Source organism: Pseudomonas sp. ADPe (assembly GCF_014843515.1).
In the GTDB taxonomy this organism is placed as follows: domain Bacteria; phylum Pseudomonadota; class Gammaproteobacteria; order Pseudomonadales; family Pseudomonadaceae; genus Pseudomonas; species Pseudomonas citronellolis.
Genome location: NZ_CP062122.1, coordinates 1,660,437 through 1,676,772 on the forward strand (window position 1 = coordinate 1,660,437; position 16,336 = coordinate 1,676,772).

Genomic DNA, 16,336 nt, shown 5'->3' on the forward strand with positions numbered 1-16,336 from the left:
GCGCCCCCGCAGGTGGAAGCCATGTTTCTCGATCCGAAGAATATCCACAGCTCTCTGATGACGACCGCCTACAACAACGACATGGCGGCCGAGCTTCTCGCCGACTACCTGAAGGGGCTGCCTGTCGCCAACCCACTCTCGCAACACCTGATCGAAGGTGTGGTGGAGGCGTTGAAGGAGACATCCCTGCACATGGAGGAAATCGCCGCACTCATAGCCACCGGCAAGCTGGCCATTTCCAGCAGCCGCTGAACAGGCCATACATTCGCCGCTCGCAACAGCGGCGCCTTTCAAGGGTTCGCTGCCACCTGTGGGCAGCGAACCCTTCGCCATGAGGGAAGCACCGGGATGGGGCTCGGACAAAACGGCATGCGCCGCGACTGGTTCGAGCATGCGGCATTGCGTACCATGCGCGCCCTCTATCCGCACCACCCGCGGCCGGCACCACCGGCCCTGACCTCAGGAACGCCATGAAACCCGCCCGTCTGCGCGCCGACATCCTGGCCGGCCTCACCACGTCCTTCGCCCTGGTGCCCGAGTGCATCGCCTTCGCCCTGGTGGCGCATCTCAACCCGCTTATGGGCCTGTACGGCGCCTTCTTCATCTGCACCCTCACCGCCCTGTTCGGCGGCCGGCCGGGCATGGTTTCCGGGGCCGCCGGCTCCATGGCCGTGGTGATAGTGGCGCTGGTGGTGCAGCACGGCGTGCAGTACCTGCTGGCCACCGTGCTGCTGGGCGGCCTGGTGATGATCGCCTTCGGCCTGCTGCGCCTGGGCAAGCTGGTGCGCATGGTGCCGCACCCGGTGATGCTGGGCTTCGTCAACGGCCTGGCGATCGTCATCGCCCTGGCCCAGCTGGAGCACTTCAAGACCGGCGGGGCCTGGCTCGGCGGCGCGCCGCTGTACCTGATGCTGGGCCTGGTGGCGCTGACCATGGCCATCGTCTACCTGCTGCCGAAGCTGACCCGCGCGGTGCCGCCGGCGCTGGTGGCGATCCTCGGCGTCGGCCTGCTGGTGTTCCTGCTCGGCCTGCCCACGCGCACCCTCGGCGACATGGCGCACATCGCCGGCGGCCTGCCCGCCTTCGCCCTGCCGCAGGTGCCGTGGAACCTGGAGACGCTGCGGATCATTGCGCCCTACGCCATCCTCATGGCGCTGGTCGGCCTGCTGGAAACCCTGCTGACCTTCAACCTCACCGACGAAATCACCCGGAGCCGCGGCTACCCGGACCGCGAGTGCGTGGCCCTGGGCGCGGCCAACATGGTCTCCGGGGCGTTCGGCGGCATGGGCGGCTGCGCCATGATCGGCCAGACCATGATCAACCTCGGCTCCGGCGGCCGCGGGCGGGTTTCCGGGGTGGTCGCCGGGGTGATGATCCTGCTCTTCGTGCTGTTCCTCTCCCCGCTGATCGAGCGCATCCCGCTGGCGGCGCTGGTCGGGGTGATGTTCGTGGTGGCCCAGCAGACCTTCGCCTGGGCCTCGCTGCGGGTGCTGAACAAGGTGCCGGCGAGCGACGTGCTGGTGATCGTCGTGGTGACCGTCATCACCGTGTTCACCGACCTGGCCACCGCCGTGCTCTGCGGCATCGTCGCCGCCGCCCTGGACTTCGCCTGGAAGCACGCCCGCGAACTCTACGCCGACAGCCACCTGGAGGCCGACGGCAGCAAGCTCTACCGCCTCCACGGCACGCTGTTCTTCGCCTCCACCACGCCCTTCCTGGAGCAGTTCGACCCGGCCGGCGACCCGCCGCAGGTCACCCTGGACTGCCGCCACCTGAGCTTCGTCGACTACTCGGCCATCGCCGCGCTGAAGACTCTGCGCGAGCGCTACGCCAGGGCCGGCAAGCACCTGCGCGTGGTGCACCTGTCCGAGCGCTGCAAGCAGTTGCTCAAACGCGCCGGGGTGCAGCACGGCTGATTCGGACGTTCATCCGAAAATGACCGGCAGCGCTGGCGCGCCGGGAACCCTGTGGAATAATGCCGCCCCTTTTTTGACTAGGAGGTCCACATGGTCACTCACTTCCTGATTGGCACCAGCCAGGCCGCCTGCGGCCGCAGCGACCCGAACGTGGCGGGCTCGCAGGACGTCGCGCAGGTCAGCTGCAAGACCTGCCGCCGCACCAACGCCTTCACCCAGGCGCAGGAAGCCGCGGGCAGCGCGCCCGCCGTCCCGAAGCCTGCGCCGGCTGCGGCGCCGAAGAGCAAGCAGCCCGCCCGCGCCCCGGCACCGGCGCAATCCGGCCGCGACGCCGCCCGGCAAGCCTGGCAGGCGCGCCTGAGCGCCCTGTCCGGCAAGACCCGCCTGCCCCGCGGCAACCGCCGCGCCCAAGCTTACGTCTGATCGCCGCTGCGCTGCCGACGGTGCCCGCTGGGCGCCGTCGGTATGGGCTCGGCATACGCAGTTCAGTCCACCACCGTCCTAGACGCCCGCGCGGACGCGGCGCTCCAGTTCGGCGACGAACTCCGCCAGCGGCATCGGCTTGCCGAACAGGTAGCCCTGCAGGCAGGGCACGCCGCGGGCCGCCAGGTAGTCGCGCTGCGCCGGCGTCTCGATGCCTTCGGCGATGACCTGCAGGTCCAGGCGGTCGCAGAGGTCGAGGATGCTGTCGAGGATGTGCCGGGAGCGGCTGTCGTCGTCGACGGTGGCGACGAAGCTCTTGTCGATCTTCAGGGCATCCACGCGGAAGCGGCGCAGGTAGGCCAGGCTGGAATGGCCGGTGCCGAAGTCGTCTATCGCCAGGGTCACGCCCAGGTCGCGCAGGCAGCCGAGCAGGTCGTCGGTGGGGGTGTCGATCAGTTCGCGCTCGGTCAGCTCCAGCATCAGTTGCACCGAACCCACCGGGAAGGCGCCGAGGAAGTCCAGGCAATCGGTCAACAGGCTGCTGCTGCGGCAATTCACGGCGCTGACGTTGACGCCCAGGTGGAAACCCTCGCCCAGCAGGTGCGCGTGCTTCGGCAGTTGCGCCGCCAACTGCTGCAACAGCGCGCGGGTCATGGGCACGATCAGGCCGCTCTGCTCGGCCAGGGGGATGAAGATGTCCGGGCTGACCAGCCCCGCGCGGGGGTGGCGCCAGCGCATCAGCACCTCGGCGCCGATCCAGCGGCCGCTGGCGGCGTCCACCAGCGGCTGGAGGAAGGGCACGAATTCGCCGGCGTACATGGCCCGCTCGATCTCGCGAGCAGGCGTCGCCGCGCGCCCCAGCATCCAGTGGCAACCGAGGCCGAACAGCCCGCCAAGCACCGCCAGCATGGCGAACAGCGGCCAGTAGTCGTCGCGCATCACACCCCACTGGGCGCCGGCCGGGAAGCCGCCGACCACCTGGTAGGGAAAGCGCGTCGAGGCCTGGCGCGTTTCGGCCAGGGGGAAGGCGTCGGGCGCGCCCTCGTGCACCTCGCCCGCCTCGTCCATCCAGCGCGGGCCGACCTGGACCAGCAGTTCGCTGCGCTGGTCCACCAGTTGCAGGACGTTGCTCAGGTAGCGCCCGTCCACCGCCGCCAGCACGGCGGCGGGGCCTTCGGCCAGGCGGTACACGATCAGCGCGAAGTCCGGCGTCACCGCATTGCCGGGCAACAGGTTGAGGCGCCCGTCGACGAAATCGGCCGTGTTCACCGCTTCGTCGACGTTGCCGAACAGCGAGCTGCAGAACACCCGGTCGTCACGCACCAGGTTGACGGTGCGTACGAAGGGCACGGTGGCGACCTGCTCGCGCAGCACCAGCTCGGCCACGGAGCAGGGCCCTTCGGCGTAGGCGATGGTGGCCCGCGCCGAGCCGGCGGCGTTGCCGAGCATGATGTCGATCAGATGCAGCGCCTCGCTCGAGGCGAGCCCCGCTTCGCGCTGGAGGCTGACCAGGGTCTGCCAATAGATGATGCCCCCGCCCAGCAGCAGCGGCAGCAGGGCGACCAGCAGGGAAACGCACAGGCGCCAGAGCAGGCGCCGGACTTTGCTCGATCCAGGCATCCGTGTCATCCCGGGCGCCGCCGCTGTCATCGGGCTCGGCGAGCAGCCTGAGCGGGCGCCTGAAACCAGCGTAGATCATTCCGCCTGCGGCACCCTGGCCTCGGTGGCGATCGGCCAAAGGTCGTATAATCCCCGCCCTCGTCCCTGCTCCGAGCGCCGAACGACGCCATGCCCAAAGCCCGACTCCAGCCGGAGGGGAACTTCCCCCCCGCGCCCCTGCTGCGCCGCTTCGCGGCCATGTTCTACGACTTCCTGCTCTGCGTGGCCCTGCTGATGGTGGTCACCCTGCTCTACCAGCAGGTGCTGCTGCGCCTGCTCCTGGGCGGCGAAAAGCTCCGGCAGCTCGCCGACCAGGGCGCTCTGGTCGGCGACCCGCTGCTGTCCAGCCTGCTGTTCATCAGCCTGTTCGCCTTTTTCGCCAAGTTCTGGACGCACAAGGGCCAGACCCTCGGCATGCAGGTCTGGGGCGTGCGCGTGCAGAACGCCGACGGCACGCCGATCAGCCTGATGCAAGCGCTGCTGCGCTTCATGATCGCCATCGGTTCCTGGGCCTGCGGCGGGCTGGGCTTCCTGTGGATGCTCTGGGACAAGGACAAGCGCACCTGGCACGACCGCTATTCGGAGAGCGTGGTGATCCAGATTCCCAAGGCGGTGCGCAAGGCGACGCAGGGGCTGGGGTGAGGCTGGGGCGTTTTTTGTAGGAGCGAGCTTGCTCGCGCAGGGGGTTTGCCGGGGGCGTAGGTGTTGGGGTTAAGAGCGCCCTCTCCCCAACCCTCTCCCTGAAGGGAGAGGGGGCTGTTCGGAGTGAGTGGGAAGTTCGGAGTCATCCTGAAACGCCTAACCTCACCCCGTCATTCCCGCAAACGCGGGAACCCAGTGACTGCGGGGTTCGCGAGCAAGCTCGCTCCTACGAAAAGCAAAAGCCAAAGCGCGTTTGCTCTGGCTTTTGGTCTTCCAGAGAAACATCCGCGCACTCCGAAACGCCCCTTCAGAAGGCCGAGCGAAACCGGCGCTCAGGAGGTCATGCGACATGGATGTCGCGAGAGCCCCGATGGGCTACAGGGACGTACCCTCGGGGCGGGCCTCCGTGGCGGGGGAGTTCGCGAGGGTAGCCCGGCTCCATCGGGCCCGTATGTCGGGGCAAGCCTTTTTGGTTCCTTTTGTGGCGTTTGACAAAAGGGACTCGCCCGAGGGGGCGAAACAAGACGGTCGGGCAGACTCGGAGCGGCGCAGAAACACCCAAGCCAAGGCAGCTGGGTTCCCGCGTTCGCGGGAATGACGGGGGGATAGATGGGCGTGCCAGCCATGTAGGACCCGCAGGCCGCGCCGAATCACCGGCCCGGCCAGCCCCGGGATATCACCCCGCCCGCTTGAGCAACCACGCCCCCAGCAGCGCACAGATCGCCGCCGGCAGCAACACCGCCAACAGCGGCGGGAAGTTGAATACCTGGCTCGACGGCCCCAGCAGGTCCTGGGCGATGCGGAAGGTGAAGCCCACCAGCACCCCGGTGAACACCCGCTGGCCGAGGGTCACGCTGCGCAGCGGGCCGAAGATGAAGGAGATGGCCATCAGCACCAGGGCCGCGGTCACCGCCGGCTGCAGCACCTTGGTCCAGAACGCCAGCCAGTAGCGGTTGGTGCTCAGGCCCTGGTCCTTGAGGTAGTGGATGTATTCCCACAGGCCGCTGATGGACAGGGCCTCGGGCTCCATCACCACGGTGCTGAGCAGTTGCGGGCTGAGCTGGATGTTCCAGGCCTCCGACGGCGCACTGACCACTTCGCTGCGCTTCTCCTGCGGGTGCAGCAGCGTGGTGCTCACCTCTTCCAGCGTCCACTGGCCGTCGCGGAACACCGCGCGCTTGGCGAAGCTGGCGCTCTTGAGCACGTGGCCCTCGGCGAAGTCGTAGCGCGTCACGCCCAGCAGGGTGCCGTCGGCCTGCACCACGTTGATGTGGATGAATTCCTGGCCCTGGCGGTGCCACAGGCCGTTGCGCGAGCTGACCGCGCCGCCGCTGCTCTGCGCCAGGGCGCGGTCGCTCTGGGCCTGGGTCTCGGTGTAGGGCACCACGTACTCGCCGATCAGGATGCCGGCGAACATCAGCACCAGCATCGGCTTCATCACCGCCCAGACGATGCGCTGCAGCGACACCCCGGCGGCGCGCATGATGGTCAGCTCGCTGTTGCTGGCCAGGGTGCCCAGGCCCACCAGGCAGCCGATCAGCGCGGCCATCGGGAGCATGTCGTAGGCGCGGCTGGGCGCGGTGAGCAGCACGTATTTCAGGGCCACGCCCAGGGTGTAGTTCTCGTCCAGGGCACCGAGCTGATCGATGAAGGCGAACAGCAGGGCCAGGCCGAGGATCACCCCCAGCACGGCGAGGATGGCGACGAAAATGGTGATGCCGATGTAGCGGTCGAGCTTACGCATGCTTGCGCTCCTTCACGGAGCGTGCGCGCGAGGCCGCCCATTTCAGACTCAGCGGTTCCCAGAAGGCCAGCAGCAGGCCGATGGCCAGGAAGATCGCATGCACCCACCACAGCCCCAGGGCCATGGGGATCTTGCCCTTGTCGAGCATGCCGCGGGCGGCGATCAGCAGCGCCAGGTAGGCCATGTACAGCAGCACCGCCGGCAGCAGCTTGAGGAAGCGGCCCTGGCGCGGGTTGACCTTGGACAGCGGCACCGCCAGCAGGGTGACGATGAACACCAGCAGCGGGATGGAGAAGCGCCACTGCAGCTCCGAGCGCATGCGCGGCTCCTTGCTGGCGAACAGGTCGCTGGTGGGGATGGCGTCGCGGTCGTCGATCTCGCTGCTCACCTCCGGCTTGGGCAGCAGCACGCCGTAGGTGTCGTACCTGATGGCGCGGTAGTCGGCCTGGCCGGGCACGCCGTCGTAGCGGAAGCCGTCCTTGAGGATCAGGTAGCGGCTGCCGTCGGGGTGGATCTGCTGCTCGCCGCTGGTCGCCACCAGCACCGCGAGGCCGCGGTCCTGGCCGTTGCGCGGCGGGTTCTTGTCGGAGATGAACACCCCGCCCAGCTCGGTGCGGTCGTTGCTCAGCTGCTCGGTGTAGGTCACCCGCGAGCCGTCGCGCATCGACTGGAAGCGGCCCGGCGCCAGGGTGTCGAACTCGGTCATGGCGTCCTGCTTGTTCAGGATCAGCTGCATCTGGGCGATGCCCTGGGGCGCCAGGGACAGGCTCAGCCAGGCCACCAGCAGGGCGATCAGCGCCGCCGGCGCCATGCTGTAGGCCAGCAGGCGCTGCTGGCTCATGCCGGTGGCGGTGAGCACCGTCATCTCGCTTTCCAGGTACAGCCGGCCATAGGCCAGCAGGATGCCGAGGAACAGCCCCAGGGGCAGGATCAGCTGGAGGAAGCCGGGCAGGCGCACGCCCATGATCATGAACAGCGAGCCGGGGTCCAGCATGCCCTGGGCGGCCTGCGCCAGGTACTTGATGAAGCGGCCGCTCATGATGATCACCAGCAGCACGGCGCTCACCGCGCTCATGGTGACCAACACTTCACGGGACAGGTAACGGAAGACAATCAAACCGGGCACTCCAGGGTTGTCACGCTCGGGCGGCTACGCTCAAACTAGCCGCCGTGAGGCACTGCCGGCCCGCATTGCAGCGGGCCGGTGAAAAATACGCGGCATTATCCTGCGATTCGCCGGGCCTGTCACTGCGCAGACACCGGGACGGGTCGCCGACCACCCGCCACTTCGACCCTTCGCTCCGGGGACACCTTGTCATGGAATTCCTTGTAAAAAGCGTCAGTCCGCAAACCCTGAAGACCGCCACCCTGGTGCTCGCCGTCGGCGAAGGCCGCAAGCTCGGCACCGTGGCCCAGGCCGTGGACGCCGCCAGCGGCGGCGCCATCGCCGCCCTGCTCAAGCGCGGCGACCTGGCCGGCAAGGTCGGCCAGACCTTACTCCTGCAAGCTTTGCCCAACCTTAAGGCCGAACGCGTGCTGCTGGTGGGCGCGGGCAAGGAGCGCGAACTCTCCGACCGCCAATACCGCAAACTGGTTTCCTCGGTGCTGGCCAGCCTGAAGAGCCTGGGCGGCGGCGACGCCGTGCTGGCCCTGGGCGACCTGGCGGTCAAGGGCCGCGACGCCCACGGCAAGGCGCGCCTGCTGGTGGAGACGCTGGCCGATGGCCTGTACGTGTTCGACCGCTTCAAGAGCCAGAAGGCCGACGCGCCCAAGCTGAAGAAGATCACCCTGCTGGCCGACAAGGCCGACGCCCCCGCCGTCGAGCAGGGCGCCAGGCAGGCCCAGGCCATCGCCAACGGCATGGCCCTGACCCGCGACCTCGGCAACCTGCCGCCGAACCTCTGCCACCCCAGCTTCCTGGCCGACGAGGCCAAGGCCCTGGCCAAGGCGCACAAGAACCTCAAGGTCGAGGTGCTGGACGAGAAGAAACTCCGCGAGCTGGGCATGGGCGCCTTCCTCGCCGTGGCCCAGGGCAGCGAGCAGCCGCCGCGGCTGATCGTGCTGCAGTACAACGGCGGCAAGAAGGACGAGGCGCCCTACGCGCTGGTGGGCAAGGGCATCACCTTCGACACCGGCGGCATCAGCCTCAAGCCCGGCCTGGGCATGGACGAGATGAAGTTCGACATGTGCGGCGCCGCCAGCGTCTTCGGCACCTTCCGCGCGGTGCTCGAGCTGCAGCTGCCGATCAACCTGGTGGGCCTGCTGGCCTGCGCCGAGAACATGCCCAGCGGCCGCGCCACCCGCCCCGGCGACATCGTCACCACCATGAGCGGGCAGACCGTGGAAATCCTCAACACCGACGCCGAAGGCCGCCTGGTGCTGTGCGACACCCTGACCTACGCCGAGCGCTTCAAGCCGCAGGCGGTGGTGGACATCGCCACCCTCACCGGCGCCTGCATCGTCGCCCTGGGCGCCAACACCTCGGGCCTGATGGGCAACAACGACGCCCTGGTGCGCCAGTTGCTCAAGGCCGGCGAGCACGCCGACGACCGCGCCTGGCAACTGCCGCTGTTCGACGAGTACCAGGAACAGCTGGACAGCCCCTTCGCCGACATCGCCAACATCGGCGGGCCGAAGGCCGGCACCATCACCGCCGGCTGCTTCCTCTCGCGCTTCGCCAAGAAGTACCACTGGGCGCACCTGGACATCGCCGGCACTGCCTGGATCAGCGGCGGCAAGGACAAGGGCGCCACCGGCCGCCCGGTGCCGCTGCTCACCCAGTACCTGCTGGACCGCGTGAAGTAATGGCAAAGCGCAATCGTTCGATGGGATCGCCGGCATGACGCGGGTCGACTTCTACGTCATCCCCAGCGCCGATCCCGACGCGCGCCTGACCATCGCCTGCCGCCTGGCCGACAAGGCCTGGCGGCAGGGCATGCGGGTGTACCTGCTGTGCGCCGACGAAACTCAGCGCGAAGCCCTGGACGCGCGCCTGTGGAGCTTCCGCAAGGAAGCCTTCGTGCCGCACAACGCCGCCGAGGAAGACGCCCAGGCCCCGGTCACCCTGGGCCTGGGCGAGCCGCCGGCGGGCCGCCGCGACCTGCTGATCAACCTGACGCTGGCGGTGCCGGCCTTCGCCGGCGAGTTCTCGCGCATCGCCGAACTGGTGGTGGAGGAGCCGGCCATCCGCCAGGCGGCGCGGGAGAATTTCCGCTTCTACCGCGAGCAGGGCTATCCTTTGCAGGACCATCGCCTGCCGCGCCTCTGACGCTCTACCGGAAAAATGGACAGCCGCAAGCCACCGCAAGACCCCGACCACCTGCTCGACGACCTGGAGTCGATCCACGACCTGCTCGGCGAGCCGGATGGCGAACCGCCCCTGCTCACCGAATCCTTCGAGCCGGACAACATCCCGCTGCTCTCCGACGTGGTCCAGGCCTCGCCGCGGCCGGCCCCGGCCGAGGAAGAGCCCGAGGACGACCTGCCCCCGGCGGGCCACAACCGCGAACAGGCCCGCCTGGACAGCGAACTGCGCGCCGCCGCGCAACTGATCCTGCAGGACGTGATCGACGACTTCGTGCCGCAGATCGAAGCCGAACTGCAGCGCCGCCTGGAAGCGCGCCTGCAAAGGCTGCTGGCCCAACGCAAGCCCTGACGCCGGCCCTGCCGGCGCGATCGCGGATGAGATCCGCTCCTACGGGTCACCTCACACCACGCCCATTGTAGGAGCGCGCCCTGCGCGCGAATCGCGGGCAGGGCCCGCTCCTACAGGTTGACACCGGCCCTCCCGCACACGCCGAACGGCCCCCTCTCCCTCCGGGAGAGGGCTGGGATGAGGGCAACGGGGCCACCTCCGTAACTCCATCCTGCCCATTGTAGGAGCGCGCCCTGCGCGCGATTTCGCGGGCAGGGCCCGCTCCTACAGGTTGACACCGGACCTCCCGCCCACGCCGAACGGCCCCCTCCAGCCCCCTGATCGCCGGTGGCCGCCGCCCCTCGGCAGCCGTTATACTCTCCGGTTTTCCGTCTAGCCGCTAACAGGGTCCCGCCGCGCTCATGGACAAGACCTACCAGCCCCACGCCATCGAATCCCACTGGTACCCCACCTGGGAGCAGAACAACTACTTCGCCCCGCAGGGTTCCGGCGAGCCGTACACCATCATGATCCCGCCGCCGAACGTCACCGGCAGCCTGCACATGGGCCACGGCTTCAACAACGCCATCATGGACGCGCTGATCCGCTACCGCCGCATGCAGGGCCGCAACACCCTGTGGCAGCCGGGCACCGACCACGCCGGCATCGCCACCCAGATGGTGGTGGAGCGCCAGTTGGCCGCCCAGGGCATCGCGCGCCACGACCTCGGCCGCGAGAAGTTCCTGGAGAAGGTCTGGGAGTGGAAGGAACAGTCCGGCGGCACCATCACTCGGCAGATCCGCCGCCTGGGCTCCTCGGTGGACTGGTCGCGCGAGCGCTTCACCATGGACGACGGCCTGTCCAACGCGGTGAAGGAAGCCTTCGTCCGCCTGTTCGACGACGGCCTGATCTACCGCGGCAAGCGCCTGGTCAACTGGGACACCAAGTTCCACACCGCCATTTCCGACCTGGAAGTGGAGAACCACGACGAGAAGGGCCACCTCTGGCACCTGCGCTACCCCCTGGCCGACGGCCACAAGACCGCCGACGGCAAGGACCACCTGGTGGTCGCCACCACCCGCCCGGAAACCCTGCTCGGCGACAGCGCGGTCGCCGTGCACCCGGAGGACGAGCGCTACCAGGCCCTGATCGGCACCTTCGTCGAGCTGCCGCTGGTGGGCCGGCGCATCCCGATCATCGCCGACGACTACGTCGACCGCGAGTTCGGCACCGGCTGCGTGAAGATCACCCCGGCCCACGACTTCAACGACTACGAAGTCGGCAAGCGCCACGACCTGCCGCTGATCAACATCTTCGACAAGGACGCCGCCGTCCTCGCCACCGCCCAGGTGTTCAAGCTCGACGGCAGCGTCAACCCGGATGTCGACGCCAGCCTGCCGGCCGCCTACGCCGGCCTGGACCGCTTCGTCGCGCGCAAGCAGATCGTCGCCGACTTCGAGGCCAGGGGCCTGCTGGAGAAGATCGACGACCACGCGCTGAAAGTGCCCAAGGGCGACCGCTCCGGCACCGTCATCGAGCCCTGGCTGACCGACCAGTGGTACGTCTCCACCAAGCCGCTGGCCGAACCCGCCATCGCCGCCGTGGAAGACGGCCGCATCCAGTTCGTGCCCAAGCAGTACGAGAACATGTACTTCAGCTGGATGCGCGACATCCAGGACTGGTGCATCAGCCGCCAGCTGTGGTGGGGCCACCGCATCCCGGCCTGGTACGACGAGGCCGGCAACGTCTACGTCGGCCGCGACGAGGCCGAAGTGCGCGCCAAGCACAACCTCGGCGACGCCAAGCTGCGCCAGGACGAGGACGTGCTGGACACCTGGTTCAGCTCGGGCCTGTGGACCTTCTCCACCCTCGGCTGGCCGGAACAGACCGAATACCTGAAGACCTTCCACCCCACCGACGTGCTGGTGACCGGCTTCGACATCATCTTCTTCTGGGTGGCGCGCATGATCATGCTGACCATGCACCTCATCAAGAACGAGGACGGCACCCCGCAGATCCCGTTCAAGACCGTGTACGTCCACGGCCTGGTGCGCGACGGCCAGGGCCAGAAGATGTCCAAGTCCAAGGGCAACGTGCTCGACCCGCTGGACATCGTCGACGGCATCAGCCTCGACGCGCTGCTGGAAAAACGCACCAGCGGCATGATGCAGCCCAAGCTCGCCGAGAAGATCGCCAAGCAGACCCGCGCCGAGTTCCCCGAAGGCATCGCCAGCTACGGCACCGACGCCCTGCGCTTCACCTTCTGCTCGCTGGCCTCCACCGGCCGCGACATCAAGTTCGACATGGGCCGCGTCGAGGGCTACCGCAACTTCTGCAACAAGCTGTGGAACGCCGCCAACTTCGTCATCGAGAACACCGATGGCCGGGACACCGGCGTGAACGGCGAGCCGGTCGAGCTGTCCGCGGTGGACCGCTGGATCATCTCCGCCCTGCAGCGCACCGAGCAGGAAGTCGCCCGCCAGCTCGACGCCTTCCGCTTCGACCTGGCCACCCAGGCCCTCTACGAGTTCGTCTGGGACGAGTACTGCGCCTGGTACCTGGAACTGGTCAAGCCGGTGCTGTGGGACGAGAACGCGCCCATCGAGCGCCAGCGCGGCACCCGCCGCACCCTGGTGCGCGTGCTGGAGACCGCGCTGCGCCTGGCGCACCCGTTCATGCCCTTCATCACCGAGGAAATCTGGCAGCGCATCAAGGCCTCCGCCGGCAAGAGCGGCGACACGCTGATGCTGCAACCCTGGCCGGTGGCCGACGAGGCGAAGATCGACGCCGCCGCCGAAGGCGACATCGAGTGGGTCAAGCAGCTGATGCTGGGTATCCGCCAGATCCGCGGCGAGATGAACATCTCCATGGCCAAGCGCATCGACCTGGTGCTGAACAACGCCTCCCCCGAAGACCACCGCCGCCTGGCCGACAACGAGCCGCTGCTGATGAAGCTGGCCAAGCTGGAGTCGGTGCGCGTGCTCGACGAAGGCGAGGAGCCGCCGATGTCGGCCACCGCGCTGGTGGGCGAGCTGCAAGTGCTGGTGCCCATGGCCGGGCTGATCGACAAGGCCGCCGAACTGGCGCGCCTGGACAAGGAAATCCAGCGTCTGGAAGGCGAGGTCAAGCGCGTGGGCGGCAAGCTGGCCAACGAAGGCTTCGTCGCCAAGGCCCCGGCCGAAGTGATCGAGAAGGAACGCGCCAAGCTCGCCGAAGCCGAGCAGGCGGTGACCAACCTGATCCAGCAGCGCGAGAAGATCGCCAGCCTGTAACAGGCGTCATCCACAAGGCCCGCGAATGCGGGCCTTGTGCTTTTCGCTTGTGCTACCTTCTGGCGTATCCCCGGAGCCCGGCCACCGCCATGAACCGCACCAACGCCCTGAACCTGCTGCAAAGCTGCAAGCCCGAGCTGGCCGAGCGCTTCGGCGTGGTCCGGCTCGCCCTGTTCGGCTCCACCGTGCGCGATGCCGCAGGCCCCGACAGCGACGTGGACATCCTGGTGGCCTTCGACGGCCCCGCCACCTCCGAGCGCTACTTCGGCGTGCAGTTCTACCTCGAGGACCTGCTGGGCAGCAGCGTCGACCTGGTCACCGAAAAGGCCCTGCGCCCCGAACTGCGGCCCTTCATCGAGGCGGAGGCGGTGAATGTCTGAGGCGTCCGGACGAGTCTGGCACTTCTACGTCGACGACATGATCACCTGCGCGGAGAAAGTCCTGAGCTATGTCCGCGATAGCCGGAGGCTCCGACGCGATTCGCGGATGAATCCGCTCCTACGCTGCCCCACCTGCGCCATTCCCCTGTAGGAGCGCGCCCTGCGCGCGAATCGCGGGCAGGGCCCGCTCCTACAGTTGTCGTGAGGCATGGAGTTTCCTCGTAGGAGCGGACCTTGTCCGCGATAGCCCAAGCTACTGGCGCAATTCGCGGATGAGATCTCCTACGCCGCCCCACCTGCGCCATTCCCCTGTAGGAGCGCGCCCTGCGCGCGATTCGCGGGCAGGGCCCGCTCCTACAGTTGTCGTGAGGCATGGAGTTTCCTCGTAGGAGCGGACCTTGTCCGCGATGAACCAAGCCACCGGCGCGATTCGCGGATGAGATCCTACGCTGCCCCACCTGCGCCATTCCCCTGTAGGAGCGCGCCCTGCGCGCGATTCGCGGGCAGGGCCCGCTCCTACAGGTACAGGAGAAATGCCGTCGTAGGATCTCATCCGCGATTGCGCCGGCAGGGCCGGCGTTCGGTCCATCGCGTGCGGAGTCCTACCATACCGGCGGGCCCGGCTTCTCGTAGGAAGAGCCTCTGTCCCTCAGAACACCGTGCCAACCGGGTAGACGTAGGCATTCACGTCATAGAAGGGCGTGCGCTGGTAGAACCATTCCAGCCGCGCATGCGGGTCCTTGGCGAAGGCCTTGTCCTCCTTCAGCTTTTTCTCGAACTCGGCCTTCAGCTGCGGGTCCTCGGCGAGCATCTTGCGCGCCATCGGCTCCATCACGTACTCCTCCGGCTCTTCCGCGGACACCAGCGTCGAGTTGAAGAAGCCCCAGGACCAGAAGGAATCCGGGCTCTCGGCGGTCAGCAGGTTGATCGCCAGCACACCCAGCGGCTGGTCGGTGTCGATCACCACCGAGCCTGCCGGGAAGGTCTGCAGGCGCTGGAACGGCTTGCCGGTTCCGCTGACCAGCAGGTGCCCCTCGTAGCCGGGGATTTCGTTGGCCGCCGCGCGGTCCGGTTCGAAGCCGCCGGCCAGCTTGATGTCGTCCATGCGGTACAGGGTGACCTCGATGGCGGTCGGCTGCTCCAGGGTCTTCATGCGGATGCCGTGGGCCTTGAGCCGGGCGATGACCTCGCTCCACTGCACCGGCACCACGTACTGTTTCGGCCGCTTGACCACCAGGTCGGGCACCGAGTTGTCGCTGATCGGCACCTGCAAGGTCTTCGGCTTGTTGCTCCAGACAATGGTCCTGGCGCCAGTGATGGGCGATTGCTCGTAGCGGTAGTCGCCGACGACGAAGGGCGTGTGCTGCTCCTTGCCCGGCTTCCAGGTGAGGATCACCTCCTTCTGCGCCTCCAGGCGCTCGCGGTCCTTGGCGATGGCGGCCTTGAGCGAGTCGGCGTGGTCGCCGATCACCCGGAACATCGCCTTGAGCATCACGTAGTTGCCCAGCACCTGGGTTTCGTAGGGATGCAGCGCGTGCTGCTCGATGAGGATCGAGGGCACGTTGCGGATGTCGCCGTACTGGTTGGAGAAGCGCGCCAGGTCCGTGCGGTAGGGGTAGTAGCCCTTGGCCGGGTCCTGGTTGTCGTTGAGGCTGATGCACTCGTGCACCACGTGGCCGTCGCCCTCCAGCTCCTTGTACACCGGGCCGCGCATGACCTTGTCCATCCACTGGCTGGACGCCGGCGACCAGCCGTTGCCGTTGTGGCAGTAGGAGCTGTCGTAGGGGTACATGGCGCCGTCGGTGGAGTGGGTGTCGGCGAAGAAGCTCAGGTCGTACTGGTTGAACACCCAGGCGACGTTGCGGATTTCCGCGCTGTCGAGCTTGGTGAAGTCGCGGTTGAGGTTGAGATTCTGGCCGTTGACGCGCCAGCCGGTGACCTCCGGGCCGTTCTGGTTGATGCGCCCGTAGGGGCTGCGGCGTAGATCGCCGTCGACGTTCACGGTGGGGATGAAGAGGATGTTGACCTTCTCCAGCAGCCCGGCCAGTGGCTTGGCCCCGGCGGTCATGTCGCGCAGCAGCATGAACATGGCGTCCTTGCCGTTGGCCTCGCCGGGGTGGATCTCGGCCTCGACGAAGAGCGTCGGCTTGCCCGAGCCGTTCAGCCCGGCCGGCGATTTGTCGGCCTCGGTGGACGCGGTCACCAGCAGCATCGGCTCGCCGCTGGCGCTCTTTTCCGGCAGCTCGCTCAGCTGCAACCTGCCGCCGGACGCATCGGCCAACTTCTTCAGGTACTCGCGGGTCTGCTGGTAGTCGCTGGTCTGCCGGAAGCCGCTGGACTCGGCCAGGGTGATCAGCGGATCGTCGGGCTTGGCCAGGTAGCGGGTGCTGGCCAGCTTCTGCTCGAACATCGGCGGCAGGATGCGCTGCCTGGCGGCCGCCGGGTAGCCGCTGTCGTCGACGTAGCCGGGCGCCTGGGGCAGTGCGGCCAGGGCCGGCAGGCTGCCGCTCAGCAGCAGCGCGGCGTACAGCGGGTGGAATCCTCGATGGCGCATGGTGGGCCTCCTTTCGCGGTGAGCCATGGCCCCGAGAACCTTAGACCATGATCCGCGCGGCCGAAGGGGCCGGTTGTCGCAGACGTCATTCCGGGGTGGAATGACTACCCGA

13 protein-coding genes are annotated in these 16,336 nt (G+C 67.9%); 9 read left to right on the forward strand and 4 right to left on the reverse strand.

What is annotated here, in order from left to right; translation table 11 throughout:
- The first annotated feature begins 21 nt into the window (after nucleotides 1-21).
- The 3 genes from IG194_RS07565 to IG194_RS07575 all read left to right on the forward strand — a co-directional run bounded on the left by IG194_RS07565 (nucleotide 22) and on the right by IG194_RS07575 (nucleotide 2,339).
- The gene (locus IG194_RS07565) at nucleotides 22-252 is read left to right on the forward strand and encodes a hypothetical protein (RefSeq protein WP_009616149.1); all 231 of its coding nucleotides are present in this window, start codon (nucleotides 22-24) and stop codon (nucleotides 250-252) included.
- A gap of 218 nt (nucleotides 253-470) precedes the next feature.
- A complete protein-coding gene (locus tag IG194_RS07570; RefSeq protein WP_058487341.1) occupies nucleotides 471-1,916 on the forward strand; it encodes a SulP family inorganic anion transporter in 1,446 nt (481 codons plus the stop codon).
- Between the two features lie 90 nt (nucleotides 1,917-2,006).
- Entirely contained in the window at nucleotides 2,007-2,339 is a 333-nt protein-coding gene (locus tag IG194_RS07575) for a hypothetical protein (RefSeq protein ID WP_058487342.1), read from the forward strand.
- A 78-nt stretch (nucleotides 2,340-2,417) separates the two neighbouring features.
- Here the strand turns inward: IG194_RS07575 and IG194_RS07580 are convergent, their stop codons facing one another.
- Nucleotides 2,418-3,959 (reverse strand): cyclic diguanylate phosphodiesterase, encoded by a 1,542-nt coding sequence (locus tag IG194_RS07580; protein WP_058072970.1) that lies wholly within the window; start codon nucleotides 3,957-3,959, stop codon nucleotides 2,418-2,420.
- 168 nt (nucleotides 3,960-4,127) lie between these two features.
- Here IG194_RS07580 and IG194_RS07585 point away from each other — a divergent pair, with 168 nt between their 5' ends.
- Nucleotides 4,128-4,640 (forward strand): RDD family protein, encoded by a 513-nt coding sequence (locus IG194_RS07585; RefSeq protein ID WP_058072971.1) that lies wholly within the window; start codon nucleotides 4,128-4,130, stop codon nucleotides 4,638-4,640.
- Nucleotides 4,641-5,316: 676 nt separating this feature from the next.
- Here IG194_RS07585 and lptG read toward each other — a convergent pair.
- On the reverse strand, nucleotides 5,317-6,384 hold the full coding sequence (gene lptG, locus IG194_RS07590; protein ID WP_009616143.1) for an LPS export ABC transporter permease LptG: 1,068 nt from the start codon (nucleotides 6,382-6,384) through the stop codon (nucleotides 5,317-5,319).
- Entirely contained in the window at nucleotides 6,377-7,501 is a 1,125-nt protein-coding gene (gene lptF / locus IG194_RS07595) for an LPS export ABC transporter permease LptF (protein WP_058073225.1), read from the reverse strand. Before lptF ends, lptG begins: the two co-directional genes overlap by 8 nt.
- A gap of 200 nt (nucleotides 7,502-7,701) precedes the next feature.
- Here lptF and IG194_RS07600 point away from each other — a divergent pair, with 200 nt between their 5' ends.
- From IG194_RS07600 to IG194_RS07620, 5 genes are all read left to right on the forward strand, one after another.
- Entirely contained in the window at nucleotides 7,702-9,189 is a 1,488-nt protein-coding gene (locus tag IG194_RS07600) for a leucyl aminopeptidase (RefSeq protein WP_058073224.1), read from the forward strand.
- A gap of 34 nt (nucleotides 9,190-9,223) precedes the next feature.
- Nucleotides 9,224-9,652: a DNA polymerase III subunit chi gene (locus IG194_RS07605; RefSeq protein WP_009616140.1), complete on the forward strand. Its 429-nt coding sequence runs from the start codon at nucleotides 9,224-9,226 to the stop codon at nucleotides 9,650-9,652.
- A gap of 15 nt (nucleotides 9,653-9,667) precedes the next feature.
- Entirely contained in the window at nucleotides 9,668-10,039 is a 372-nt protein-coding gene (locus tag IG194_RS07610) for a hypothetical protein (RefSeq protein ID WP_009616139.1), read from the forward strand.
- Between the two features lie 401 nt (nucleotides 10,040-10,440).
- Nucleotides 10,441-13,290, forward strand: a complete 2,850-nt coding sequence (locus tag IG194_RS07615) for a valine--tRNA ligase (protein WP_058487343.1) — start codon at nucleotides 10,441-10,443, stop codon at nucleotides 13,288-13,290.
- Nucleotides 13,291-13,379: 89 nt separating this feature from the next.
- The gene (locus IG194_RS07620) at nucleotides 13,380-13,670 is read left to right on the forward strand and encodes a nucleotidyltransferase family protein (RefSeq protein ID WP_058072554.1); all 291 of its coding nucleotides are present in this window, start codon (nucleotides 13,380-13,382) and stop codon (nucleotides 13,668-13,670) included.
- Nucleotides 13,671-14,319: 649 nt separating this feature from the next.
- Here IG194_RS07620 and IG194_RS07625 read toward each other — a convergent pair.
- Nucleotides 14,320-16,224, reverse strand: a complete 1,905-nt coding sequence (locus tag IG194_RS07625) for a M14 family metallopeptidase (RefSeq protein ID WP_058487344.1) — start codon at nucleotides 16,222-16,224, stop codon at nucleotides 14,320-14,322.
- Nucleotides 16,225-16,336: the final 112 nt, after the last annotated feature.

What these genes read in the sequence shown, in the direction of transcription:
- IG194_RS07565 (WP_009616149.1), top strand. Translation starts at nt 22, where the DNA reads ATGTTTCTCGATCCGAAGAATATCCACAGCTCTCTGATGACGACCGCC.
- IG194_RS07570 (WP_058487341.1), top strand. Translation starts at nt 471, where the DNA reads ATGAAACCCGCCCGTCTGCGCGCCGACATCCTGGCCGGCCTCACCACG.
- IG194_RS07575 (WP_058487342.1), top strand. Translation starts at nt 2,007, where the DNA reads ATGGTCACTCACTTCCTGATTGGCACCAGCCAGGCCGCCTGCGGCCGC.
- IG194_RS07580 (WP_058072970.1), bottom strand. Translation starts at nt 3,959, where the DNA reads ATGCCTGGATCGAGCAAAGTCCGGCGCCTGCTCTGGCGCCTGTGCGTT.
- IG194_RS07585 (WP_058072971.1), top strand. Translation starts at nt 4,128, where the DNA reads ATGCCCAAAGCCCGACTCCAGCCGGAGGGGAACTTCCCCCCCGCGCCC.
- lptG (WP_009616143.1), bottom strand. Translation starts at nt 6,384, where the DNA reads ATGCGTAAGCTCGACCGCTACATCGGCATCACCATTTTCGTCGCCATC.
- IG194_RS07600 (WP_058073224.1), top strand. Translation starts at nt 7,702, where the DNA reads ATGGAATTCCTTGTAAAAAGCGTCAGTCCGCAAACCCTGAAGACCGCC.
- IG194_RS07605 (WP_009616140.1), top strand. Translation starts at nt 9,224, where the DNA reads ATGACGCGGGTCGACTTCTACGTCATCCCCAGCGCCGATCCCGACGCG.
- IG194_RS07610 (WP_009616139.1), top strand. Translation starts at nt 9,668, where the DNA reads ATGGACAGCCGCAAGCCACCGCAAGACCCCGACCACCTGCTCGACGAC.
- IG194_RS07615 (WP_058487343.1), top strand. Translation starts at nt 10,441, where the DNA reads ATGGACAAGACCTACCAGCCCCACGCCATCGAATCCCACTGGTACCCC.
- IG194_RS07620 (WP_058072554.1), top strand. Translation starts at nt 13,380, where the DNA reads ATGAACCGCACCAACGCCCTGAACCTGCTGCAAAGCTGCAAGCCCGAG.
- IG194_RS07625 (WP_058487344.1), bottom strand. Translation starts at nt 16,224, where the DNA reads ATGCGCCATCGAGGATTCCACCCGCTGTACGCCGCGCTGCTGCTGAGC.